This is a genomic window from Streptomyces sp. V4I2, assembly GCF_030817655.1.
In the GTDB taxonomy this organism is placed as follows: Bacteria; Actinomycetota; Actinomycetes; order Streptomycetales; family Streptomycetaceae; genus Streptomyces; species Streptomyces plumbiresistens.
Window position 1 is genome coordinate 1,090,751 of the sequence record NZ_JAUSZM010000003.1, and the last position, 24,030, is coordinate 1,114,780.

The window sequence follows — 24,030 nt, forward strand, 5'->3', positions numbered from 1 at the left end:
GAAGACTCTTTCTGATGCTCCGTCAGATTTCTGGACTTCCGCACCCGCCCGCACCGATGCCCGCACCCGCCCGCACGCCCCGTTGACACACCGCACACCTGACACGAAAGTTTCACAGCGCAAGGTGATCCCGGAAAGATACTTTCAGGCAGCGGGAGGTACACCCATGACGGAAGACGCGGCGGGCAGAGGGACGGGCAGCGCGACGAACGGGCCCAGGCCGGGGCTGAACCGCCGTCAACTGGGCAGACGCGCCCTGGGGGCGGGGCGCTGGCCATCGCCCCCTTCCCCGCGGGCCCGGCGGCCGCCGCCCCGCGGACAGCCCACCCAACCCTGCGCCGCGGTTCCCCCGAGAGAGCCGGCCTGCTCCCCGCCCACCTACGTCAACTCGTCACCGACGCCGAGGCGTTCCTCGCCCCCTCCCCCAAGCACCCCTGGTACGCGGGCGCCGTGCTGCTCGCCGGGCGCGGCTCCACCGTGGCGCTGCATCAGCCCATCGGCATGGCGGTGCGCTACCGGGCGTACGACGAGAAGACCGACACCGGCGTCGAATTCCCTGCCGCCGAGCAGATTCCCATGGCCGAGGACACCGTCTTCGACCTCGCCTCGGTGTCGAAGCTGTTCACGTCGATCCTCGCCGTGCAGCAGATCGAGCGGGGCGCCCTGGAGCTGGAGGGGAAGGTCGCCGCCTACCTCCCGGAGTTCGGCGGGGCGGGCAAGCAGAGCATTACGATCCGTCAGCTGCTCACCCACACCTCGGGCTTCCGCGCCTGGATCCCGCTGTACAGCGCGCCGACCTACGAGGAGAAACTCCAGCTCATCTGGAAGGAGGCGCCGCTCAACCCGCCCGGCTCCGCCTACCTCTACTCGGACCTGAACCTGATCTCGCTGCAGCTGGTGCTGGAGCGGATCACGGGCCGCCCGCTGGACACGCTGCTCCACGACGAGGTCACCGCCCCGCTCGGCCTGCGCCACACCCGCTACAACCCGCCCGCCTCCTGGAAGCCGAGGATCGCCGCCACGGAGGACGCGCGGGCGCCCTGGTCGGGGCTGGACCGGGGACTCGTGTGGGGCGAGGTGCACGACGAGAACGCCTTCAGCCTCGGCGGTGTCGCGGGCCACGCGGGCGTCTTCTCCCACGCGTGGGACCTGGCCGTCCTGGGCCGCACGCTGCTCAACGGCGGCACCTACGGCCGGACCCGCATCCTGCGGCCGGAGTCGGTGGAGCTGATGTTCACCGACTTCAACACCGCCTTCCCCGGCGACGAGCACGGCCTCGGCTTCGAGCTCTACCAGCACTGGTACATGGGCGCGATGGCCACCCCGCGCACCGCCGGGCACACCGGCTTCACCGGCACCTCTCTGGTACTCGACCCGACCACCGACTCCTTCCTCGTGATGCTCGGCAACTCCGTTCACCCGGTGCGGAGTTGGCGGTCCGGTTCCGCTCCCCGGGTCGCCGCGGGGAACAACATGGCGCGCGCCGTGCCGGTCCGCCCCGCGTACGGACGTACCGCCTGGTTCTCCGGAACGGCGAGCTCCACCACCGCCACCCTCGCACTGCCCGCGCTCGACACGAACTCGGGCACCGCACGGCTGCGCTGCGCGCTGTGGTGGGACACCGAGCCCACGGCCGACGTGCTCGTCCTGGAGGCCACGACGGACGGCGGCACGACCTGGCAGTCCGTGCCGTTCACGACCACCCGCCACGGGGACGAGCCGCGGGAACACCCGGCAGGGACCGTCACCGGCTGGTCGGGGCGCGTCTGGCACCGGCTCACGGCGGCCCTCCCGGCGGCCCGGCAGCTGAGCCTGCGCTGGCGGTACGCCACCGACCGGCTGTACGTCGGCCGCGGCGTCTACGTCGACGGGCCGCGGGTCGAGACGGCCGACGGTGTCCTCTTCGACGAGGCACGTCCGGCGGACGCGGCGCGGATCGAGGCGAAGGGCTGGACCTCGTCCGCGGACTGACGGCTCAGCCGGGAACGTCCAGGCGCTGCGTGCCGATGACCGACAGCAGCCGTAGCGCCTCCTCGGACGGTGTGCCCGGGGTGGCGGTGTAGATGACGACCCGCTGGTCGCGGTCGGTGATGTCCAGGACGTCGCAGTTGACGGCGAGGGGGCCGACGACGGGGTGGTCGAAGGTCTTGCAGAGGGTGGGGCGCGCGGCCACCTCGTGGGTGGCCCACAGGCCTGCGAACTCCTCGCTCCCGGCGAGGAGTTCGTCGATCAGTGCCTGCACTTCCGGGTCGTCGGGGTAGCGGGCGGCGGCAGCCCGAAGGTGCTGGGCCGCGGTCCGGGCGAACTCGTCGGCGTCCGAGACGCTGTACAGCCGTCGGCCGCTGCGATACGGCTCGAGGAAGGTCCGCCGGACCAGGTTTCGCTCGTGGCGCGGCACGGCGGAGAAGTCCTCCATGAGGGCGGCCGCGAGGTCGTTCCAGGCGATGACCTCGTAGGTCGCCGACACCACGATCGCCGCGGCCTGCGGCAGCCGGTGCAACAGGTCGACGATGCTCTGCCGCACCTCGCGGGACGGGCCGGGCGGCGGCCCCGGCGGAGTGCCGGCCAAGTGGTGGAGGTGGTCGCGTTCGGCGTCCGACAGGCGCAGGGCGCGGGCGAGCTGGGCGAGCACCTCGCGGGACGGATGCGGGCCGCGGGCCTGCTCCAGGCGGGTGTAGTACTCGGTGGAGATGTACGCCAGCTGCGCGACCTCCTCTCTGCGCAGTCCGGGGGTGCGGCGGCGCGACCCGGCGGGCAGCCCCACGTCGGAGGGGCTGATGCGCTCGCGCCTGCCGCGCAGGAAGTCGGCCAGTTCTCGTCGGTCCACGCTCCCAGTGTGCGCGGACGCCGGCACCTCGTATCCAGGTACCGCCGGTGCCTGGATACGAGGTGCGGCCGGGCGCAGGCTCGTCGGCATGACCGACACATCCATCACCTCCCCCTCCACCTCCGCCACCGCCGGCCTGCTGGCCGACAAGGTCGCCTTCATCACCGGGGCGGGGCGCGGCATCGGAGCCGCGGCGGCGCGGCTGTTCGCCCGGGAGGGCGCCCGCGTGCTCCTCGCGGCCCGCACCGAGACCCAGCTCAAGGCGGTCACCGAGGAGATCCGGGCGGCCGGCGGCATCGCGGAGTACGTGCGGTGCGACATGGCCGACCCGGCGAGCGTCCGTGCCGCCGTCAACAGGACCGTCGAGCTGTACGGCAGGCTCGACGTCGCCTTCAACAACGCGGCGACGATCCAGCGGCCCGGCCCGATGGACCAGCTGCCGGAGCGCGAGTTCGACCAGATCTACGCGGTCAACCTCAAGGGCCCCTGGCTGGCCATGAACGCCGAGATCGCCGCGATCCGGGCCATCGCGGGGACCGGGGCGATCGTCAACACCTCCAGCGTCGGCAGCCTGATGGCCAACCCCGCGCTGCCCGCGTACGGCGCGGCGAAGCGGGCGCTGAACAGCCTGACCGCGTCGGCGGCGGTCACGTACGGGCCGGAAGGCATCCGCGTCAACGCCATCGCGCCGGGCACCACGCTGACCGAGATGATCGACGAGTGGGAGGCGAACTCCCCCGGCATCGTCGAGCAGCTCAACGCCCGGACCCCGCTGGGCCGGTCCGCCGCCCCGGAGGAGATCGCCGAGGCCGCGGCATGGCTGCTGAGCGACCGCGCCTCCTACGTCACCGGCACGGTCCTGCGGGTCGACGGGGGTACGCAGTCCTGACCGTCAGCCGTCGAGTTCCTCCAGCACGGCCATGGCGGCGTTGTGCCCCGGCACCCCGCTCACCCCTCCCCCGCGTACCGCGCCCGCCCCGCACAGCAGCACGTTCGCGTGCCGGGTCGCAACGCCCCAGCGGCCGGTGTCCTCCTGGGCGTAGGGCCAGGTCAGTTCGCGGTGGAAGATGTTGCCGCCGGGGAGCCGGAGGTCGCGCTCCAGGTCCAGCGGCGTCTTCGCCTCGATGCAGGGGCGTCCGTCGGCGTCGGTGGCCAGGCAGTCGGCGAGGGGCTCGGCGAGGTGGGTGTCCAGTTGCGCGAGCGTCGACTTGAGGAGTTCCTCGCGTACGGCGTCGTTGTCCCGGTCGAAGAGCCGGGCCGGGGTGTGCAGGCCGAACAACGTCAGTGTCTGGTAGCCCTGTTCGACGAGGTCCGGGCCGAGGATCGTCGGGTCGGTGAGGGAGTGACAGTAGATCTCCGAGGGCGGGGCGGCGGGCAGTTCGCCGGCGGCGGCCTGGGTGTGGGCGGTGGCCAGTTGCTCGTAGCCCTCGGCGATGTGGAAGGTGCCGGCGAACGCCTCGTGCGGGTCGACGGAGTCGTCGCGGAGCCTGGGCAGCCGAGTGAGGAGCATGTTCACCTTGAGCTGGGCGCCCTCGGCGGCGGCGGGCGGCTCGTCGCCGGTGAGTGCCGCCAGCTCCTGCGGGGAGGCGTTGACGAGGACGTGCCGGGCGGTGGCGACGCCCTCCCCGTCGGCCGTCCGGTAGCTGATCTCGGCGGTACGTCCGTCCGTGTCGATCCGCACGGCCTCGTGACCGGTGGCGAGGACGGCGCCCGCGTCCCGCGCCGCGCCGGCGAGAGCGTCGGTGAGGGCGCCCATGCCGCCGACGGGCACGTCCCAGGCGCCCGTGCCGCCGCCGATCACGTGGTAGAGGAAGCAGCGGTTCTGCGGAAGGGCGGGGTCGTGGGCGTCGGCGAAGGTTCCGATGAGGGCGTCCGTGAGGACCACGCCCCGCACCAGGTCGTCGCTGAAGCGGTCCTCGATGGCCGCCCCGATCGGCTCCTCGAAGAGGGTCCGCCAGGCGTCCTCGTCGTCGATGCGGCCGCGCAGCTCGTCGCGGGTGGGCAGCGGCTCGGTGAGGGTCGGGAAGACCCGCTGGGCCACTCGGGCGGTCATGCCGTAGAAGCGCTGCCAGGCCTCGTACTCGCGCTCGCCGCCGGTGAGCCGCGCGAACGCCTCCCGGGTGCGGCGCTCGCCGCCGCCGACCAGGAGTCCGGTCGGCCGGCCGTCCCGTTCGACGGGGGTGTACGAGGAGACGGTGCGGGTGCGGACGCGGAAGTCCAGGCCGAGATCGCGCACGATCTTCTTCGGCAGCAGGCTGACCAGGTAGGAGTAGCGCGACAGCCGCGCGTCCACGCCGGCGAACGGGCGGGTGGAGACGGCTGCGCCGCCCGTGTGGTCCAGCCGTTCCAGCACCAGCACGGAGCGTCCGGCCCGGGCCAGGTAGGCGGCGGCGACGAGGCCGTTGTGGCCGCCGCCGACGATGACGGCGTCGTACGTGCGGAGTCCCTCGTGTGCAGGCATGGTTCTTGGTAACACGGGGTGATCTAGGTCGGCCAGAGATGGACCGTGCCCGCGTTCAGTGAGTACCCGTGGCCCGCTGCTGCCGCAGCACCGCCACCCGCCGGTACAGCTCGACGGCCTCCGCGCCCCGCCCGAGCTGTTCCAGGCAGTGCGCCTCGTCGTTGCGGCTGGCGAGGGTGTCCGGGTGGTCGGCGCCGAGGACGCGCTCGCGGGCGGCGGCCACCTGGCGGTACTCGGTGAGCGCGTCCGCCCAGCGGCCCAGCCAGCCGAGGCCGACGGCGACCTCGCGGCGGCTGACCAGAGTGTCCGGGTGGTCGGGGCCGAGGACACGCTCGCGGATCGCGCACACGTCGCGGGACTCGGCAAGGGCCTCCTCCCAGCGGCTGAGGCGGCCCAGGTTGACGCCGAGGCCGTGGCGGGCGCGGAGGGTCTCGGGGTGGGCGGGGCCGTGCACGCGGGTGCGGTCGTCGATGAGGTCGCGGTAGAGCTGGAGGGCCTCCGTGCTGCGGCCGAGGCGGCCGAGGCTGATGCCGATCTCGTAGCGCGCGGCGAGGGTGTCGGCGTGGTCGGGACCGAGGGCCTGCGCGCGGGCCTCGGCGACCTCGCGGTAGGTCTGCAGGGCCTCCGGCCAGCGGCCCAACTGGCCCAGCGCGTAGGCGACCTCGTAGCGGGTGACCAGGGTGTCGGGGTGGTGGGGGCCGAGCACGCGGGCGCGGGCGGCCGCCACCTCACAGGCCATGCGGTACGAGTCCTCCAGGCGGCCGAGCCTGCTGAGGTTGAAGGCGAGGTTGTGGCGGCAGCGCAGCGTGTCGGGGTGGTCGGCGCCCATGGTGCGCTCGCGGGCGGCGAGGACGGAGTTGTAGACCTGGTGGGCGTCGAAGTGGCGGCCCAACTGGCCCAGGACGTAGGCCATTTCCTGGCGGGCGGCGAGGGTGTCGGGGTGGTCGGGGCCGAGCGCGATGCTTCTGGCCCGGGTGACGTGCTTGTACTCGCGCAGGGCGTCGGCGGCGCGGCCGGTGCGGCTGAGGGTGAAGGCGACCTCGTAGCGGCTGGCGAGGGTGTCGGGGTGGTCGGGGCCGAGCAGGTGCTCGCGTTCGGCGGCGACCGCGCGGTGCACCTCGCCGGCCTCGGCCCAACGGCCCAGCCGCCCCAGACTGAGCCCGGCGTTGTGCCGTCCGGCCAGTGCGGTGACCGCCTCCACGGACGGGGTGGGCACCTCGGCCGGCACGGGCTCCTCGGCCCGGCCCGTGAGAGAGCGCGGGATCCACTCGCCGGTCAGGCCCGCTCCGGCGTCCGGGGGCGTGGTGCCGAGGCCGGCGCCGGTGGCCTTGTGGCCGGTGGTCATGCCGCGGGTCCAGGACGGCAGGCGCACCTCGCGGGGCGGTACGGGCTCGGGCGGGCGCAGGTCCGGCTGCGGGGTGACGACGGTCGGGACGTACGTCGGGGTGGACCGGCCCGCCGTGATCCGGCGACCCAACTCCCTGGCGTCGTGCGGGCGTTGCTCCGGCTCCTTGGCCAGCAGGTCGAGGATGACCTGCTCCAGGTAGGCGGGCAGCTCGGAGCGGTGGCTGCGCGGCGGGCGGGGCGGTGTGTCACGGTGGCCGATGAGGATGGCCCAGGCGTCGTCGAGGTCGAAGGGCGGCGCCCCGGTGGCGATCTCGTACAGCACGCAGCCCAGCGAGTACAGGTCGCTGCGCTGGTCGACCTCCGAGCCGCCGATCTGCTCCGGGGACATGTAGTGCGGGGTGCCCATCGCGATGCCGGTGCCGGTCAGCCGGGAGGTGAAGCCGATGTCCGCGCCGAGGCGGGCGATGCCGAAGTCACAGATCTTCACCGTGCCGTCGGTGAGCCGCATGATGTTCGCCGGTTTCAGGTCGCGGTGCACGATGCCCTGCCGGTGCGTGTACGCGAGGGCGGCGGCGACCTGGTCCGCGATGTCCACGACGTCCGCCACGGGCAGCGGGTGCTGCTGGTTGTCCTCCAGGAGCTGGCTGAGGTTGCGGCCCTCCAGGAGTTCCATGACCAGGTAGAGGACGCCGTCGTACTCGCCGAAGTCGTGGACGACGGTCACGCCACGGTGCTGGAGGGCGGCGGCCACCCGGGCCTCACGCCGGAACCGCTCTCTCAGGACCCGGGTGAAGGCCTGGTCGTGCTGCGCGCCCAGCGGTTTGAGGCACTTCACGGCGACATGCCGCCCCAGCGACTCGTCCCGCGCCCGCCAGACCTCGCCCATGCCACCGCGCCCGATCAGATCGAGCAGCCGGTACCGGCCCTGGATAAGCCTGCTGTCCCCCATCTCCTGCGACCGCCCCCGTCGTCACCGCGTCCCGCCCTCCCCTGGCATGTCCAGTATGGCGAGCCTTCGTCAGAGTTTGTACGGTGCCGGGCGGGAGCCCGGGCCGAGGCGGGCCATGGCCCTCAGGATGTGTTTGGGCGGGAGTTGCCAGCGCAGACGTGCGGGGATGCAGCGCAGCAGGGTGCCCGTGGCACGCAACTGGCGGGTGACGGTGGAAGGTTCCGGGGCCGGTCTGCCGTACAGCTCGTGGGCGTACGGCGGCAGGGCGGCGTACGCCAGATGCGCCACACGCCGCCACAGCACCTCGCGCGCCGGGATGAGAAGGGGGTGCGCCGGAGGGCGGAGGAGGAAGTCGTCCACCGCGCGTGCCTCTTCTGCGACGGCGAGTTCGGGCCGCACCTTCTCGAAGTAGGCGTTCATCTGTGCCTGGCTGGCCGGTACGGCGTCCGGGTCGAGACCCACCAGGCGGGCGCTGACCCGGTGTTCGGCTATGTAACGGTCGGCCTGCGCGTCGGTGAGCGGGATTCCGGAGCGGCGTCCGACATGCAGATACGAGTCGATCTCGGCGCAGTGCACCCACAGCAGCAGCTCGGGTTCGTCGACGCCGTAGCGTTCGCCGGTGTCGGGGTCGGTCGCCCCCAGCTTGCTGTGGATCTTGCGGACGCGGGCGCCCGCGTTCTCGGCGGCCTCGGTGGTGCCGTACGTCGTGGTACCGACGAAGGTGGCGGTGCGGAACAGCCGGCCCCAGGCGTCGTTCCCGAAGTCGGAGTTCTGCGTGACGCCCCGGACCGCGCGCGGGTGCAGGGCCTGGAGGTAGAGGGCGCGGACACCGGCGACCCACATCATCGGATCACTGTGGACCTGCCAGGTCACCGAGTCGGGACCGAACAGGCCCGGGTCACCTGCCTGGGGATCCGCCATGTCGACAGTGTAACTATGATCGCAAATTGACACCGACTGCCGTTACTGCTCTGCATTAGGCGTTTTCCAACCTCAACGTGAGCAGCTCAGGTGCCGTGTGAGGGGTGGCCAGGACGAGGCAGGTGATGCGGGTGGTGGAGCAGCGCAGCTTGCGTATGAGCCGCCATGCCTTGAGGGCGGCCGCCCGGGTCGTCCGGCGACGGGCGACGGGCGTTCGCGATGATCACCGCCACCTGGCCCTCGTGGCCGGGTCCTCGAAACCCGGCGTGCTGACCGAGAAGAACCCGACCACGAACCCCGCGAGCACCAGGCCGCTGGCGGCCCGCCCGACACCGCGCGGATCGTCCCTGAGCCGACGCGCAGCCAGCAGCCGGCAGCATGGCCGGGCGGATGGCGCGGCGGCCCACGATCCGGCCCAGCGCCGTCGCCCGTGGTCGTCCAGATATAGCCCAGGACCGCGATGAACAGCACAGGCGGATCTCGCGGATGCGGCGCGGGTTGGCCTGCTGGGCCACGCCCAGGGGCGAGGTGGCCACCTGGCGCAGCATGGTCACCGCGCTGAAGGTGCTCAGCGGGGTGACGGCCAGTACCACCGCCGCGAGCCCCAGCAGTCCCACCCACACCTTCCAGCCCAGGGAGCGTCTGACGACCGCTCACGCGCTGTGGGACCTGCTGAGCGCGCACCGGGAAGACCTGCTGACCGAGCGATTCCTGACCACCCTGATGATCGCCTGGGCCTGAGGCCGGCCGCGCTTCAGCGAGGCAGGAGGACGTCGACCTGCCTCCGGATGTCCTGCACGATCTCCTCGACGCTCAAGGCGATGTTCACGCTCGCCGCCGTGCTGAGGAACATCACGGCGGACACGATGTGTGCCAGCGTCGCCGCGTCGCCCTCCGTGACCCGCTCGTCTCGGCGCAGCGCGGCGGCGATGGCCTCCTCGGCCTGCGCGACGATGGCGAGTGCCGCGCCGTGGCGGGGCTCCTCGGGGTCGCCGAAGACCATCTCTCGCAGGTAGGTACGTCCGTTGTCGATCTGGGTGCGGTTGCACTCCACGATCGGCCGGACGATCGCCATCACCGCGTCCAGCACGCCTGGGGTGGCCTCGGCGTCCGCCCGGCCCTGCTCGAGTGCTTCGGCGTACTTGGCGTTCTGCACAAGCAGGAGGAGTTCGCCTTTGGTCTTGGCATAAAGGAACAGGGTCCCGGTGCCGATGTCGGCCTTGTCGGCGATCTGCTGGGTCGTGACCTCGTCGACGCCGTGTTCGGCGAACAGCTCAGTGGCGGCAGCGACAATGCGGTCGAATTTCTCCTGCTTGTTCCGCTCGCGCCGTCCGACCGGCTGGGAGGCGACAGACATGGCGGTGTCCTCCAGGAATAGATTCTGACTGCAATCAGTTATGATTGCAGTCAGTACCGTGTGGGCTCGAATGTGGCTCCGCTCATTCTCCCATGGCGGGGCGAGGAGTCATTGCTCCATCCGTGCACAGCCACGCACCTCACATCCCCTTGGAAAGAAGGAACCAATGCCCTCTCTCGATGGAGCAGTCGTCCTCGTCACCGGCGCCAATGGCGGCATCGGCACCCACTTCGTCCACGACGCCCTGGCTCGCGGCGCCGTCAAGGTCTACGCCACCGCCCGTTCCCCCCGCGCCTGGGACGATGACCGCATCGTCCCCCTGACCCTTGACGTCACCGACCGCGCGTCGATCGACGCAGCCGTCGCCGCCGCGGCGGATGTGACTGTGCTCGTGAACAACGCGGGCGTCACCCCGCCGAGCGCGAGCCTGCTGGACGTCACCGAGGCGGACATCCGGGCGAACATGGAGACGAACTTCTTCGGACCGGTCTTCCTCGCCCGCGCCTTCGCACCGGTCCTCGCCGCCAAGAAGGGGTCAATCCTCATCGACGTGCACTCCGTTGCCAGCTGGTATGCCTTCGGCGGCGCCTACAGCGCGTCCAAGGCCGCACTGTGGTCGGCCACCAACTCGCTGCGCATCGAGTTCGCACCCATGGGCGTCCACGTGACGGGTGTGCACATGGGTTACGTCGACACCGATATGGCCGCGCACGCTGACGGACCCAAGATGCTGCCGACGCAGCTGGTGACGACGGTCTACGACGCCGTCGAGGCCGGAGAATACGAGGTCCTGGCCGACGAGTTGACCAAGGGGGTCAAGGCGGCTCTGAGCGGCCCGGTCGAGGCGCTTTACCCGGACCTGCACAGCACGAACGCCTGAGCTTGTTCTTCGGTCCCGACGTGATCTCTTCACGCCGGGGCCCCGTGATCCATCGCGTTCGAACGGTTGGCCGGCGTCGAAGAGGCGTGCACCGTCACGGTCGTCGAGCCGCCGATGATGTCGGCGGTCGACCCATCAGCAGCCCGACCAGCAGCGCGGCACCACCGTGATGACAGACCATCGCGGCTGTCGGCCACGGGCTCAGGCGGTGCCAGGCGCCGCGAGTTCGGCCCGGTCGGTGTCGGTGAACTCGGCCATGGACGTGCTCGGCGAGCACTTCGTCGAGCACGTCCATGTAGTTCGTCCAGCGACCGCCAGGGCACTGCCCCGAACGCCACCCGCAGTAGTGTCGGCGGGTACGGGCTGCGCCGCTGGGGGGTGAGTCCTGGCCGATCGGCCTGTGCCCCGAAGCGGCAAACGAGCACGGCCGCGGCATCCGCTGCGTCCGTGCTCGCTTTCTGATGGGTGTCAGCGTTGCTGGTTGGCGATGCCGATGTGGTGCCCGAGACGGTATTCGAAGTCGATGCCGGCCTGCTCGGCGATGGCCTGCGTACCGGCGGCGCGGGCGAGGAACCCGGGGAGAGTGAGGGAGTGGGCGAACTCGCCGTAGGCGGCGACCAGATCCGCGTCCGGGGGCAGGGTGGCCCGGTTGATCTGAGCTTTGGCCGAGGCGAGTGAGGTGCGGTCGAAGGAGGCGAGCCGGGCGGCGACGGTGCCGACGAAGGCGTCGAGTTCGCTGTCGGGGAGGGCGCGGGTGACCCAGCCCCAACGCTCGGCGGTGTCGGCGTCGTAGTCGTCGCTGGTGAGGATGGCTTCCAGGGCGCGGTCGCGTCCGATGGCGCGAGGGAGGCGTTCGGTGCCGCCACCGCCGGGAAGCAGTCCGCTGCCGACCTCGGGCTGTCCGAAGATCGCCTTCTCACGACTGGCGTAGCGCAGATCGAGGGCGAGGGCGAGCTCGTTCCCGCCGCCGCGGGTGCGTCCCCGGATGGCCGCGATGGTGATGTAGGGCGCTTTGGAGAGTTCCAGGACCAGATTCGTCCATGCCGGCACCGCGTCCGGGTCCTCGGGGGCGGGGAAGTCGGCGGCGGCGGCCAGGTCGAAGTGGTTGTAGAAGAAGTCGGGGGTGGCGCTGTCGAACACCACGACCTGGATGTCCGGGTCGGTGGCCAGTTCCTCGACGATCTCGATGAGGCGCAGGACGGTCTCGCCGACGATGAGGTTGACAGGCGGGTTGGCGAAGGTGATCTTCGCGATCTGCGGTGAGGTGCGCTCGTAATGGATGGTGCTGCGCTCGCTCATGGCTGGCTCCTGGCTACGGATACGGATTCGGACGCGTGAGGGGTGTCAGACGGCGACGGGGGCGCGAGAGGGCCAGGAAGCGTGGGGCGGATGAATTGCTGAGTAGATCCGGCGGTCCGCTTCTCGCCTGCGCCGCTCACTCCTCGTAGTGCGGGAGGATGCCGCCGTTCTTGACGTAGGTGAGGGCGGCGGTGACGTCATAGGCGTGGATCGCGGAGACCTGCGGTGCCAGCCGGTTGGACAGGTCCTGGATCACCTGGCCGGTGAAGAAGGCGTTCCGTGCCTCTGTGTCGGTGAACCCGAGGATGAGGGAGGCGTGGAAGTGCTGGTCGTGGGGGTTGTCGTGGGCGACATTCGGGGTGTCCCAGAGCTTTTCGGGCCAGGGCAGGAAGGTCTGCGTGCGCAGTTCCTTCAGCACTCCGGTGCCGGCGAGCGCGGGGGCGAGCTGCTCGTTGACGAACTTCCGGAAGTCGCCGGCGCCGACCCCGTCTCTGCGGCGCAGGTAGACGAGAGTGCGGGCACCGACCGTCTGTCCGGGGCCTGCGACGTCGTACCAGCGGGATGAGTTCGGCGGGCCGGCGTAGAGCAGGGTGCGGCGGAACACGTTGATCTCGTCGGCGTAGGCCAGCTTCGTCTGCTTGCGCCCTTTCAGGGGTGCGAGCGCCGATTGGAAGGTGACTTCCGCGACGCCGTCGATCTTCCGGTCGGCGGGGATCGCGGTCTGGACCCCGTCGGTGGTCGGCCACCGGCCCGGGTTGTGCTCGGCGAGGTGGATCTGCCGGTACTCCTCCAGGCCCGGGGTGGCGGAGATGATCCCTGAGTGCGGGCCCTTCCAGTGGTCCATGCCGGTCTGGCGGGGCTGGTCGGTGCGCACCCACAGCAGGATCGAGGAGGTGAGGTGCTTCTTCACGTCCAGGGGTGCGACGGCCGGTGACGTGCTCATGGTGTTGCCCTTCTCTTCCTGGTCAGGTGGTGGTCATCGGGCCAGGAACTCGACCGCTACGGGGGCGAACTCCTGGTGGTACTGGAAGATGCCGCCGTGCCCGGAGTCGGGGTACATGACCAGCTCACTGCCCTTGATGCGCCGGTGCAGGTCCTCCGACAGGACCGACGGCACCATACGGTCGTTGTCGCCGTTGGCGATCAGCGTGGGGTGGGTGATCTTCGACAGGTCGTCGGGGGCGGAGAGCCCCCACTTCTTGATCGCCTTCAGCTGTGTCTGGAACGCCTTGACCTTGATCTCCGCGTCGCGGTCGACCGTGCGCTCCTTGAGCCGGTTGACGAACGCGCGCGCGGCGGCCTTGCCGGTGGCGTTGCGGTTGAAGAACAGGAACTCCTTGGGGTCCGAGCGGGTCACGGTGGCGCGCAGCGTGTCCCAGTACGTGGTGGCCACAACCTTCTCGATGTCCTTGCCGCCCTTGGGGCCGGTGCCGGTGAGGACGAGCTTGCGGACGAGCTCGGGGTGCTTCACCACCAGGGCCTGGGCGACCATGCCGCCGAGGGAGAAGGAGAAGATGTCGATCTTGTCGTACCCGAGCGCCTTGATGAAGGTGTAGGCGTCGTCGGCCATCGCCTCGACACTGTCCGGCACCTGGCCGGTGGAGGCCCCGACACCGCGGTTGTCGAAGGCGATGACGTGACGGCCCTTGGCGATGGGGTCGACGATGCGGGGGTCCCAGTTGTCCAGGGTCCCGGCGAGGTGGACGAAGAAGACGACGGGGATACCGCCCTTCGGTCCCAGCTCGCGGTAGGCGTAGGTGACGCCACCGGCGCTGACGGTGCGGGCCGGGGCCTTCGCGTAGGAGGTGACGACGGCTTCGTTCGGGGTGCCGGTGCTGCTCATGACGGATTCTCCTCGTGTGTTTTGTGTCGCCCGTCGCGGTTGCGGCGGGTCAGCTGTTGCCGATGACGGCCTTGCCGCGGATGCCACCCTGGGACAGGGACTGCAGCGCCTGCGGGGTCTGGTCGAAGCCGACCACCTTTCCCACGACCGGGCGCACCACGCCCTGGTCGATGAGGGTGGTGATCTGGCGGAGCTGGTCGCCGCCGGCGCGCATGAGCAGGAACTCGTACGTCACCCCGAGCTTCTTCGCCTGCCTGCGGATCTTGCCGCTCAGGCCGGCGACCGCCAGGCGCAGCAGCGGGTTCAGGCCGGCCTCGCGGGCGAACGCGGGGTCCGGGGGACCGGCGATCCCGATGGCTTTGCCGCCGGGCTTGAGCACCCGCAGGGACTTCTCGAGATTCTCACCACCGAGGCCGTCCAACACCAGGTCGTAGCCGGTCAGGAGCTGCTCGAAGTCCTGGGTGCGGTAATCGATCACCGTGTCCGCGCCGAGCGCGCGCACGAAGTGCTCGTTGGAACCGCTGGCGGTCGTGGCGACGCTCGCACCGAGGTGCGCGGCGAGCTGGATCGCGATCGAACCGACCCCGCCGGCGCCGGCGTGGATGAGAACCTTCTGCCCGGGCCGCACCCTCCCGCGCTCCACCAGCGCCTGCCACGCCGTGAGCGCCACCAGCGGCAGCGAGCCGGCCTCATCCATGCTGATCGAGGCGGGCTTGAGCGCCACGTCGTCCTCCGCGACGGCGATGCGCTCGGCGAACGTGCCGATGCGGTCCTGGGCGGGCCGGGCGTAGACCTCGTCTCCGGGCTTGAAGCCGCGAACGGCCGTCCCGACACCGATGACGGTGCCCGCGACGTCGTTGCCCAGGATCAGTGGCAGCTTGTAGGGCAGGATCTGCTTGAACTCACCGGCGCGGATCTTCTCATCCAGCGGGTTCAGCCCGGCGGCCTCCACCCGGACCAGCACGTCGTGCTCCCCCACGGTGGGCTCGGGGACTTCCGCCTCCTGCAGCGGCTCCTTGTACTTGGTGACGACGAACGCTCTCATGGGGCGCCATTCCTAGTCTTGTCTTATTTATCCAGGTTTGAGATTGGATCGGCAAACTCTGTGCGGCATCCAGGGCCTCGCCCCCACCCGACCAATCCGAGTACACTCAATAATGAGTCCACTCGGAAATATTGTCAAGGGAGGTCCCCATGGGACGCGGCCACATGCCGATCGGGCGCCGCGAGCGGGCCAAACAGGCCAAGCGCGAGCGCATCATGACCGCGGCCCGCGAGCTGTTCGCCGAACACGGCGTCAGCAAGGTCACGACGCAGCAGATCGCCCACCGGGCCGACGTCGCGATCGGCACCCTCTACCTGTACGCGTCCACGAAGGCCGAGCTGCTGATCATGGTGCAGAACGAGAAGTTCGCCGCCGCCATCGATTCCGGCCTCGCCGCCGCGAACGACGCCGTCGGGCAGGGCGTACTGGAGCCGGTCGTCGCTCTCATCCGTCCCGTGGTGGAGTGCCTGAGGGAGCACGTCGAGAACGGCCGCACATACCTGCACGAACTCGTCTTCGGCGACCCGGCCGAGCCCTACCGGCAAGCGGGTCTAACCCTTGCCGGCCGCCTCGAGGACGGCATCACCGGCCTGCTCACCCGCAACGAGCACATCGGCGCCGCCGACGCGGCAACGCTGGCGCGGGTGATCACCGCGATCATCCACATCAGCACCACCGCCACCGTGTACCTGCACCGCAGCGACGAAGCCGTCCTCGCCGACATCCGCGACCAGATCCATGCCACTCTGGCGCCCCACCACCGCGCCGCATGACCGCTCGCTCCACGAGCCAACCATCGCGCAGTGTTCAGCTGATGTCGAAGCCCTGGCGGCCGAAGCGGCGGGCGACGGCGGCGCCGAGTCCGGTTCCGGCTCCGATGAGGGCGAACGTGGTCACGAGGTACTCCCTGCGAGGGACTGACTGGGTTCGGTCAGCGGGGGGTGAGCTTGAGGGTGGTGGCGCGGGCCCGGTCGGCGACCATCGGTGGGACGTAGGCGCTGGCGGCGGCGTACTTGGTGCGGTAGGCGCCATCGATGCGGTCGTTGAGCGCGCCGTCGTGGATCGGGGTCAAGGTGACGTCCTGGTCGATGCCGCCGCAGCGGATGTGTCCGGTGCCGCTGGCCTTCGCGGTGCGGAACCAGGCACCGTCGGGGCCGTTGTAGGAACGCACGTAGAGGTCGTCTCCTTCGCGCACCACCCAGATGGTGGTGGGCGTGCGCAGCCGGCCGTCGGCCCGCTGGGGCTGGATGTGCAGTTCGCCGGTCTGCTCGATCGCGTTGAGCTGGTCGCTGGTCCAGTGCGTCATCGCGGTGTCTCCTTCTACGCGCGGTTGTCCGTGGAGGGGGGAGCCGCAGGCCGGGGAACGGCCGACGGATCGGCGGGGTCTTCGTCTTCTGGGGCGCCCGCTGGTGTGGGGCGGAGGTAGAGGCTGGCGGTAGCGGCGGCCAGGGTGGTCAAGGCGGCGAGGACGAGGCTGATACGCAGCCCGGGTAGGAAGTGCGCCTGGTCGGCGATGAGGGCGCCGAAGACGGCGACGGCGAGTGCGCCGCCGAGCTGGCGGCTGGTGTTGAAGACGCCGCTGGCGGTGCCGGTCTGGTGGGCGGGGACGCTGTTGACGAGCAGCGCGGTGGTCGGGGGCATGGCGAGCGGGCCGCCGAGTCCGACCGGCAGCATCAGCAGGGCCAGCGCCCACGTCGGTATCCCGGCCGGCACCAGGGCCAGCGAGAGCAGGCCGCAGGTCATGAGGTACATGCCGCACCCGATCGGCACCCGGGGCCCGAAGCGTTCGGCGGCGCGGGCGGAGAGCGGGTTGACGAACGCGGAGAGCACCGTCATCGGGACGAACGTGAGCCCGGTCGCGAGCGCGGACAGACCGCGCTGCTGCTGGAGGTAGATGCTGAAGACGAACACCATGCCGTAGAAGGCGGCCATGAACGCGAACCCGGCGCCACAGGAGATCAGCACGGTCCGTCGGCGCAGCAGCTCCAGCGGCACCATCGGATGCCGGCCGCGGGCCTGGGCCCGGACGAACACCGCGGCTGCGCCCACCGTGAGCAGGGCGGCGGCCCAGACCTGGGGTGCGGCGAATCCGGCGGAACCCGCTTCGATCGCGGCGAACGTCAGCGCGCCCATCGCGAGGACCGCGCTGATCTGCCCGGTGACGTCGAAGGGCACGGCGCGGCCCGGTGAGCGGGCGGCGAAGGCCAGCAGCACCAGCGCGGCGGCGCCGACCGGCAGGTTGATGAAGAAGATCGTCCGCCAGCTGATCAGGCTGGCCGCACCACCGGCGACCGGCCCGGCGGCGGAGGCGACCGCGCCGCCCACCGCCCATAGCGCCACCGCCCGGCCCCGTTTGACCGGATCGGAGTAGGCCTCGCGGATCAGCGCCAGGCTGGTGGGCATCATCGCGGCCGCTCCGGCACCCTGCACCAGGCGGGCGGCGATCAGGGCGGGCAGGCTGGGGGCCAGCCCGCACGCGGCGGAAGCGGCCACGAACACCACCAGGCCCAGAGCGAACGCCCGGCGCGCGCCGACGCGATCCGAGAGCGAACCAGCCGACAGCAGCAGAGCTGCGAACATCAAGGTGTAGCCGTCGACGACCCACTGCAGGCCCGTCATCCCGCCGCCCAGGTCGGTCCGGATGGCGGGCAGGGCGACGTTGACGACCAGGGCGTCCAGAGTGATGACGAAGAACCCCAGCAGCGCCGCTGCCAGCGCCGCGCCCGGCCGCACCCGCAGCACCGGCCCCGTCCCGGCACGGATACGCCCGGTGACCGGCTGCCCGAGGACTGAGCCTGTGTCGTCGGCCGGCTTACGCCGGCGCAGAATGGAGTTCTTCAGCATGGTCGTTGCTCCGCCCTCGGGGCGGCTCATCCTTTCTGTTCGCGGCGAGGATTCAGCGGGCGACGTACCCGCCGTCGACCGGCAGCGCGGTCCCGACGACGAAGCCTGCCCCGAGGCTGCACAGCCACAGCAACGCCGTGGATCCGGGGTGGGTGCCGACCAAGATGGGCGGACCGGGCGCACCGGACGATCTGCAGCTCGGCCATCAGGCACAGGAGTGGCTCGCCTCCAGCGACGACCCCCAGGCCCTGACCACCGACGGGTACTGGTTCCACCGCCAGCAGTTGCAGCCGCACCACGCAGTCCACGGCGAGGCGTTCCAGGACCACCTCCTGCGGAGGCTGGCCGAGGAGACGAACACCGCGCTCTGCTGATCGTGGCCATGGGTGCCTGCGCTCAGAGTGCTGGTGAACTCTTCCATGGACGGCTCCTGCCCGCAGCTTTCTGCTCCGGGATCGTTCGCGGCTACTCGTCGGGGTACGTACGGAGATGCCACCGATCCGCCGTGTCCCGCATGGTGCGGCGGGATCATCCGTTCGGGTCTACCAGGCATACGCTTCGGGGGCTTCGCCGCCGGGGCCGGGCCAGATCTCGTCGAGCTTGTCCAGCGTTTCCTTCGACAGGTGCACGTTGAGGGCGTGCCGACTGGTCGCGAGCTGTTCGGGGGTGCGGGGGCCTACGATCGTGGCGGTGAGGACCGGGTTGTGCAGCAGCCAGGCCAGAGCGACGTCGGCGGGCTGTTCGCCGATCTCGGCGCACAACGCCTCGTACGCCTCCAGCTGGGGCCGGTACCGCTCAATGGCGTCCTGCGTCTTCGGCGTCGCGCGGCGGCCTTCCTGTGCCTTCTTCAGTGCTCCGCCGAGCAGCCCGCCGCCCAGGGGGCTCCACGGGATCAGGCCGAGCCCGTAGTGGCGAAGTGCCGGGATCACTTCGAGTTCGATGGTGCGCGCGGACAGGTTGTACAGGCTCTGCTCGGACACCAGGCCGAGGAAGCTGCGGGAGGCGGCGGCGTTCTGTGCGGTCGCGATCTGCCAGCCGGCGAAGTTGCTGCTGCCGACGTAGATCACCTTGCCCTCGCGTACCAGCTGTTCCATCGCCTGCCAGATCTCCTCCCAGGGAGTCGACCGGTCGATGTGGTGCATCTGGTAGAGGTCGATGTGGTCGGTCTGAAGACGCCGCAGGCTGTCCTCCGCGGCTTTACGGATTTTGTACGCGGACAGGTACTTGTCGTTCGGGCCGGTGCCCATCGGCTGGTACACCTTCGTCGCCAGCACGATCTGCTCCCGCCGGCCGCCCTGGGCGAGCCAGCGCCCGATGATCTCCTCGGACAGCCCGTACCCCTGCTCCATGTCAGGAGACTGCGGCCCGCCGTAGACGTCGGCGGTGTCGAACAGGTTGATGCCGGCCTCCAATGCGGAGTCCATGATCTTGAAACTGGCGGCTTCGTCCGTCGCGTCGCCGAAGTGCCCAGCGCGAGACGGCTGACCTTCAGGCCGGTGCGGCCCAGGTGTGCGTACTGCATGGCGTTTGCCCTTTTCTTGTGGGGGGCGCGGACGGCTGCGTACCCGTACCGCGAAGAACTGATGGGTCAGGAGTTCGCCGTCACACGGTCGATCGGTCGCCCCGTGGCAACGGTGTGCTCAGCCACCCGTCCCGAGGCGGTGGTAGGCCGACGCAAGCTCAGCGGCTCCCGTTGACCACGGTCAGCGCCCGCTACCGTGCGACGTAACGCCGTCGGCCGGTAGGGCCAACTCCGGCGTCCGGTCAGGGCTTCGGGAGGGCCTTGACGGCTCGGGCCTCGTCCATTGCCTTGTAGAACTCGGCCGGTGGATCGGGCCGGTGATCCGGGTCAGGGGCCGGCCCGTTCCCTGGTTGGCCTGGGCGATGATCTCCGCGGTGATGGAGACCGCCGTCTCCTCGGGCGTACGGGCTCCGAGGTCGAGGCCGATCGGAGAACGCAGCCGCGCCAACTCGTCTGCCGTGACGCCCTCCTGACGCAGGAGGCGCAGGCGCTCGTCGTGGGTGCGCCGGGAGCCCATGGCGCCCACGTAGGCGACGGGCAGGCCGAGGGCCAGGCGCAGCAGGGGGATGTCGAACTTGGCGTCGTGGGTGAGGACGCATACGGCGGTGCGCTCGTCCACTTCGGTGCGTTCGAGGTAGCGGTGGGGCCAGTCGACCACCACGTCGTCCGCGTGGGGGAAGCGTGCGGTCGTGGCGAAGACGGGGCGGGCGTCGCAGACCGTGACGTGGTAGCCGAGGAAGTGGCCGGCCTGGCTGAGGGCGGCGGCGAAGTCGACCGCGCCGAAGACCAGCAGGCGGGGCCGGGACGCATGGACGTGGACGAGGACGGACAGCCGTTCGGGGCATTCGTCCCCTGTCCCGCCGATATCGACGCGGGCGGTGCGGCCGGCCCGCAGCAGGGCCCTGGCCTGGTCGGCCGCTGCCCGGTCCGCCGGGCCTCCGTCCACATGCCCGTGGGCGGCATGGTCACCGCCGAGCACGCTCAGCGTGGAGCCAAGAAGGTGCTCCGGGCCGTCCACGACCTGTGCCACGGCGACCGGACGCCCTCGATCGATCTCGGAGAGGGCCGTGACCAAGTGCGGCTGGGCTGCGGGATCGATGCGCTGGACGAGGACGTCGAGTTCGCCGCCGCAGGTCAGTCCTACGGCGAAGGCGTCGTCGTCGGAGTACCCGAACCAGGCGCGCTGCGGGGCGCCCCGGTCACTGAGCACCTGCCGGCACAGTTCGTAGACGGCGCCCTCGACGCAGCCGCCGGAGATGCTGCCGACCGCGGTGCCGTCCTCGTCCACCGCGACCGACGTACCGGCGGGCAGGGGTGCGCTGCCGTGCACGTCGACGACGGTGGCCAGGGCGAAGGGACGTGCTTCGCGGCACCAGCGGTGCAGTGTGTCCGCGATGTTGAGCATGGCAGTTCTCCATGGCAGGACAGGATCGGAAGGTGAGCGGGCCGCCGCCACGACGCCGGGGAAAGCGTCATGCGGCGGCGGCCCTGGAAGGTCCGGCCGCCGGACGGAGCGCGGGCTGCCGGACGTGCGGTGTGCCATGCGCCGAAGCGCATGGGTCAGAGCAACGCCTCGGCGGTGATGGGCAGTTCGCGGACGCGGCGGCCGGTGGCGTTGAAGACCGCGTTGCCGATCGCGGCCGCCACCCCCACCTGGACGACCTCGCCGAGCCCCTTGACGCCGAGCGCGTTGCCGTCGTTGTCCTCGCCGTCCAGGTAGATCGCCCTGACCTCGGGGACGTCGGCGTTGACGGGGACGAGGTAGTCGGCGAGGTTGGCGTTGACGATCCGGCCGTCGCGGTGGTCGGTGGCCGTGTGTTCCAGCAGGGCGGTGCCGATGCCGCCCACGATGCCGCCGATCGCCTGGCTGTCGGCGAGCTTGGGGCTGATGATGCGCCCCGCGTCGTACACGCCGAGCATGCGCCTGACCCGTACGAGGCCCAGGGTCGCGTCGACGGCGACCTCGGCGAAGGTGGCGTTGTAGGCATGGTAGGAGTGCCGCTCGGGACTTGGCGGCCCGGTGTAGGAGCCGCCCGCTTCGAGGTGGGTGCGGTCGTTGCGGGCCAGGAGCGTCCGGTACGTCTCCCCGCGGGCCGGGTTGGCCTGCACGTGCAGCCGGCCGCCGCGTACGACCACGTCGTCCGCCTTCACCCCGTACAGCGGTGACTCGCGGTCCTCGACGGCCAGCTCGATCGCCTGCTGCCGCACCTGGTTGCAGGCGTCGTGGACGGCGGTGCCGACGCTGGCCATGGTCGCCGAGCCGCCGTGCGGCGAGGTCCGCGGGTAGAGGGAGTCGCCGAGCCGGAAGGTGACCGTGCGCATGGTCAGCCCGAGGGCGTCGGCCGCGACCTGGGTCTGGGAGGTGTAGGTGCCCGGCCCCATGTCACTGGTGGCCGCCTCGACCACGGCGGTGCCGTCGGCATCGAGGCGGGCCCGGGCCTGTGCGGGGTAACGCCCGGGGTCGTAGACGCCGGCGGCCATACCCAGGCCGATCAGCCAGTCGCCCTCGCGCCTCGAACGTGGCCGGGCGGAGCGGCGCTGCCAGCCGAACTCGCGGGCGCCGACGGTGTAGCACTCGCGCAGCCGACGGGTGGAGAACGGCAGGTTGCTCGACTCGTCCTCGTTCGGTTCGTTGCGCCGGCGCAGCTCGATCGGGTCGACGCCCAGTTTGTGCGCGAGTTCGTCCATGGCCGACTCGATCACGAACGACGCCGAGGCGAAGCCGGGGCCGCGCATCCAGATCGGGGTGTTCACGTCGAGGGGGACCGTCCGGTACGCCTGGCTGACGTTCGGCATGCTGTAGAGCATCTGCCCCGCGCCCATGACGGACTCGGTGAACGTCTCGTACGAGGAGGTCTCGGCGTCGATGTCGTGGATCGCGGCGGTCAGCCGGCCGCGCCCATCGCTGCCGAGGCGCAGCCGGTACTCGTACGACGGCCTAAAGCCGGTGCCGAAGTACATCTGTTTGCGGCTCAGCACCAGCTTGACCGGACGCTTCGTCTCCCGCGCGGCCAGGGCGGCGACGACGCTGTGCGGCCAGCAGCGCAGCCCGCTGCCGAAGCCGCCGCCGACGAACGGGTTGATGACGCGCACCGACTCCGCGGGCAGGCCGAACACGGCCGCGAGCTCGTCATGCGTGCCCATCACCCACTGCGTCTTGTCCCACACGGTCAGCTTGTCGCCGTCCCAGCGGGCGATGGTGGCGTGCGGCTCCATCGGATTGTGGTGGTTGCGGGCGAGTTGGTACGTCAGATCCAGCCGTACGGGAGCGTCGCGCAGGCCCGCTTCCGCATCGCCGCGCGCGTAGTTCGTGGGCTTGTCCCGCTCCGCATCGTGCAGATCGGTCGAGGGCCGCTCGGCGTCGTACTCGACCTTCACCAGGCTCGCGCCGTGCTGCGCGGCCTCCAGGGTGGTGGCGACCACGACGGCGACCGGCTGGCCGTGGAAGAGCACCCGGTCGTCCTGGAAGACCCGCTGCCGCCGGCCCGGCGGGTTGTTCGACCCGGCGTTGTCGCGGTACGGCAGCTTCGGTGCGTTGCCGTGGTGGATCACCCGCAGCACGCCCGGCTGGGCCTCGGCGGCGCCCGTGTCGATGCCGGTGATACGCCCGCGGCCGATGCTCGCGTCCACGATGACGGCGTGCACCGCCCCGTCGACATCGAACTCGGCGGCGTACTGCGCCTTGCCCGTGACCTTCAGCCGGCCGTCCACCCGGGACAGCGGCGCACCCACGGCTGCCTGCGGCTGGGGGCTCACTTGGTGCCTCCTACGATGCGCAGCTGGCGTTCGACGGTCCGCTGGAGCAACTCGACCTTGAACCGGTTGTGTTGAAGGGGACGGGCGCCTTCCGCCGCCTTGGCGGCAGCGGCCGTCCACAACGAGTCGGAGGGGCGCTCGCCGACGAGGTGCCGCTCGACGGCCGGCAGCTTCCACGGCACCGTGCCCACCCCTCCGGCGGCCACTCGTGCCTCGCGGATCAGCCCGCCGCGCACATGCAGCGCTACGGCCGCCGAGGTCAGGGCGAACTCGTAGGACTGCCGGTCACGCACCTTCAGGTAGCCCGACTTCAGGGGACGCGGCAATGCGGGGATCTCCACCGCGGTGATCAACTCGCCCTTCCTGAGGGCCTGTTCACGGTTCGGGGTGCTGCCCGGCCGCAACAGGAAGTCTGCGAAGGGAACCTGGCGCTCCCCGTCCGGACCCAGCAGACGCACCTGCGCCTCGAGCGCCGCGAACGCCACGGCGACGTCGGAGGGGTGGGTGGCCACGCAGGCGTCGGAGGTGCCCAGGATGGCGTGCGTACGGTTGACGCCCTCCAGCGCCGCGCAGCCGGAACCGGGCTCGCGCCTGTTGCAGTCGGCGGTCACGTCACGGAAGTACGTGCACCGGGTGCGCTGCATGATGTTGCCGCCGATGGTGGCCATGTTCCGCAGCTGGGCCGACGCGCTCAGCTCCAGCGCCTCGGAGATGACCGGGAACAGGGTGCGCACCTTGCGGTGGGCGGCGGCCTCGGACATGGTCACCAGCGCACCGATACGCAGCCCGCCGCGCTCGGTGACGGTGACCTCGTCCAGCGGCAGACCGCTGATGTCGACCAACGCCTCGGGGCGCTCGACGGTCTCCCGCATCAGGTCGACCAGCGTGGTGCCGCCGGCGATGTAACGCCCGCCGCGACGACCGGCGTTGAGAGCTTCCCGCGTGTCGGACACGCGTATGTAGGTGAAGGGATGCATGA

Annotated in this window: 19 protein-coding genes and 4 pseudogenes; 6 read left to right on the forward strand and 17 right to left on the reverse strand. The window is 70.8% G+C overall.

What is annotated here, in order from left to right; all coding sequences use genetic code 11:
* Window positions 1–166: 166 nt before the first annotated feature.
* Window positions 167–1,971: pseudogene (locus tag QFZ76_RS05970) on the forward strand (serine hydrolase).
* Window positions 1,972–1,975: 4 nt separating this feature from the next.
* On the opposite strand, the gene QFZ76_RS05975 reads toward QFZ76_RS05970, so the two are convergent.
* On the reverse strand, window positions 1,976–2,827 hold the full coding sequence (locus QFZ76_RS05975; protein ID WP_307672710.1) for a helix-turn-helix transcriptional regulator: 852 nt from the start codon (window positions 2,825–2,827) through the stop codon (window positions 1,976–1,978).
* 88 nt (window positions 2,828–2,915) lie between these two features.
* Between QFZ76_RS05975 and QFZ76_RS05980 the strand changes: the two genes are divergently transcribed.
* Window positions 2,916–3,716: an SDR family NAD(P)-dependent oxidoreductase gene (locus QFZ76_RS05980; protein WP_307672711.1), complete on the forward strand. Its 801-nt coding sequence runs from the start codon at window positions 2,916–2,918 to the stop codon at window positions 3,714–3,716.
* Window positions 3,717–3,719: 3 nt separating this feature from the next.
* Here the strand turns inward: QFZ76_RS05980 and QFZ76_RS05985 are convergent, their stop codons facing one another.
* From QFZ76_RS05985 to QFZ76_RS51665, 4 genes and pseudogenes are all read right to left on the reverse strand, one after another.
* The gene (locus QFZ76_RS05985; protein WP_307672712.1) at window positions 3,720–5,288 is read right to left on the reverse strand and encodes an NAD(P)/FAD-dependent oxidoreductase; all 1,569 of its coding nucleotides are present in this window, start codon (window positions 5,286–5,288) and stop codon (window positions 3,720–3,722) included.
* 55 nt (window positions 5,289–5,343) lie between these two features.
* On the reverse strand, window positions 5,344–7,584 hold the full coding sequence (locus QFZ76_RS05990) for a serine/threonine-protein kinase (RefSeq protein ID WP_307672713.1): 2,241 nt from the start codon (window positions 7,582–7,584) through the stop codon (window positions 5,344–5,346).
* Between the two features lie 69 nt (window positions 7,585–7,653).
* Window positions 7,654–8,505, reverse strand: a complete 852-nt coding sequence (locus tag QFZ76_RS05995) for an oxygenase MpaB family protein (protein WP_307672714.1) — start codon at window positions 8,503–8,505, stop codon at window positions 7,654–7,656.
* A gap of 72 nt (window positions 8,506–8,577) precedes the next feature.
* Window positions 8,578–8,686, reverse strand: a pseudogene (locus tag QFZ76_RS51665) (IS5/IS1182 family transposase); the annotation flags it as partial.
* Window positions 8,687–8,991: 305 nt separating this feature from the next.
* Between QFZ76_RS51665 and QFZ76_RS06000 the strand changes: the two are divergent.
* Complete coding sequence (locus QFZ76_RS06000) at window positions 8,992–9,246, forward strand: hypothetical protein (protein WP_307672715.1); 255 nt, start codon at window positions 8,992–8,994, stop codon at window positions 9,244–9,246.
* A 13-nt stretch (window positions 9,247–9,259) separates the two neighbouring features.
* Here the strand turns inward: QFZ76_RS06000 and QFZ76_RS06005 are convergent, their stop codons facing one another.
* Window positions 9,260–9,862 carry a TetR/AcrR family transcriptional regulator gene (locus QFZ76_RS06005; RefSeq protein ID WP_307672716.1) on the reverse strand — a complete coding sequence of 201 codons (603 nt, stop codon included), beginning with the start codon at window positions 9,860–9,862 and terminating at the stop codon, window positions 9,260–9,262.
* A gap of 166 nt (window positions 9,863–10,028) precedes the next feature.
* Here QFZ76_RS06005 and QFZ76_RS06010 point away from each other — a divergent pair, with 166 nt between their 5' ends.
* On the forward strand, window positions 10,029–10,742 hold the full coding sequence (locus QFZ76_RS06010) for an SDR family oxidoreductase (RefSeq protein WP_307672717.1): 714 nt from the start codon (window positions 10,029–10,031) through the stop codon (window positions 10,740–10,742).
* Between the two features lie 468 nt (window positions 10,743–11,210).
* Here the strand turns inward: QFZ76_RS06010 and QFZ76_RS06015 are convergent, their stop codons facing one another.
* The 4 genes from QFZ76_RS06015 to QFZ76_RS06030 form a co-directional block, all read right to left on the reverse strand.
* The gene (locus QFZ76_RS06015; protein ID WP_307672718.1) at window positions 11,211–12,041 is read right to left on the reverse strand and encodes an enoyl-CoA hydratase/isomerase family protein; all 831 of its coding nucleotides are present in this window, start codon (window positions 12,039–12,041) and stop codon (window positions 11,211–11,213) included.
* Between the two features lie 136 nt (window positions 12,042–12,177).
* On the reverse strand, window positions 12,178–12,984 hold the full coding sequence (locus QFZ76_RS06020) for a strictosidine synthase (RefSeq protein WP_307672719.1): 807 nt from the start codon (window positions 12,982–12,984) through the stop codon (window positions 12,178–12,180).
* Between the two features lie 33 nt (window positions 12,985–13,017).
* Window positions 13,018–13,884: an alpha/beta fold hydrolase gene (locus QFZ76_RS06025; RefSeq protein WP_307672720.1), complete on the reverse strand. Its 867-nt coding sequence runs from the start codon at window positions 13,882–13,884 to the stop codon at window positions 13,018–13,020.
* Window positions 13,885–13,933: 49 nt separating this feature from the next.
* On the reverse strand, window positions 13,934–14,929 hold the full coding sequence (locus QFZ76_RS06030; RefSeq protein ID WP_307672721.1) for an NADP-dependent oxidoreductase: 996 nt from the start codon (window positions 14,927–14,929) through the stop codon (window positions 13,934–13,936).
* A 149-nt stretch (window positions 14,930–15,078) separates the two neighbouring features.
* Here QFZ76_RS06030 and QFZ76_RS06035 point away from each other — a divergent pair, with 149 nt between their 5' ends.
* Window positions 15,079–15,702, forward strand: a complete 624-nt coding sequence (locus QFZ76_RS06035) for a TetR/AcrR family transcriptional regulator (protein ID WP_307672722.1) — start codon at window positions 15,079–15,081, stop codon at window positions 15,700–15,702.
* 37 nt (window positions 15,703–15,739) lie between these two features.
* Here QFZ76_RS06035 and QFZ76_RS06040 read toward each other — a convergent pair.
* From QFZ76_RS06040 to QFZ76_RS06050, 3 genes and pseudogenes are all read right to left on the reverse strand, one after another.
* Window positions 15,740–15,826, reverse strand: a pseudogene (locus tag QFZ76_RS06040) (dehydrogenase); the annotation flags it as partial.
* A 34-nt stretch (window positions 15,827–15,860) separates the two neighbouring features.
* On the reverse strand, window positions 15,861–16,235 hold the full coding sequence (locus tag QFZ76_RS06045) for a DUF2255 family protein (protein ID WP_307672723.1): 375 nt from the start codon (window positions 16,233–16,235) through the stop codon (window positions 15,861–15,863).
* A 14-nt stretch (window positions 16,236–16,249) separates the two neighbouring features.
* Entirely contained in the window at window positions 16,250–17,773 is a 1,524-nt protein-coding gene (locus QFZ76_RS06050) for an MFS transporter (RefSeq protein ID WP_307672724.1), read from the reverse strand.
* A 152-nt stretch (window positions 17,774–17,925) separates the two neighbouring features.
* Here QFZ76_RS06050 and QFZ76_RS06055 point away from each other — a divergent pair, with 152 nt between their 5' ends.
* Window positions 17,926–18,147, forward strand: coding sequence for a hypothetical protein (locus QFZ76_RS06055; RefSeq protein WP_307672725.1), 222 nt, complete (start codon window positions 17,926–17,928; stop codon window positions 18,145–18,147).
* Window positions 18,148–18,315: 168 nt separating this feature from the next.
* On the opposite strand, the pseudogene QFZ76_RS06060 reads toward QFZ76_RS06055, so the two are convergent.
* The 4 genes and pseudogenes from QFZ76_RS06060 to QFZ76_RS06075 all read right to left on the reverse strand — a co-directional run bounded on the left by QFZ76_RS06060 (window position 18,316) and on the right by QFZ76_RS06075 (window position 24,028).
* Window positions 18,316–19,295, reverse strand: a pseudogene (locus QFZ76_RS06060) (aldo/keto reductase).
* A gap of 181 nt (window positions 19,296–19,476) precedes the next feature.
* Complete coding sequence (locus QFZ76_RS06065; protein ID WP_307672726.1) at window positions 19,477–20,700, reverse strand: XdhC family protein; 1,224 nt, start codon at window positions 20,698–20,700, stop codon at window positions 19,477–19,479.
* 155 nt (window positions 20,701–20,855) lie between these two features.
* Window positions 20,856–23,051 (reverse strand): xanthine dehydrogenase family protein molybdopterin-binding subunit, encoded by a 2,196-nt coding sequence (locus QFZ76_RS06070; RefSeq protein ID WP_307672727.1) that lies wholly within the window; start codon window positions 23,049–23,051, stop codon window positions 20,856–20,858.
* Window positions 23,048–24,028 carry a xanthine dehydrogenase family protein subunit M gene (locus QFZ76_RS06075; protein WP_307672728.1) on the reverse strand — a complete coding sequence of 327 codons (981 nt, stop codon included), beginning with the start codon at window positions 24,026–24,028 and terminating at the stop codon, window positions 23,048–23,050. The genes QFZ76_RS06070 and QFZ76_RS06075 overlap by 4 nt, the downstream gene beginning before the upstream one ends.
* Window positions 24,029–24,030 lie beyond the last annotated feature (2 nt).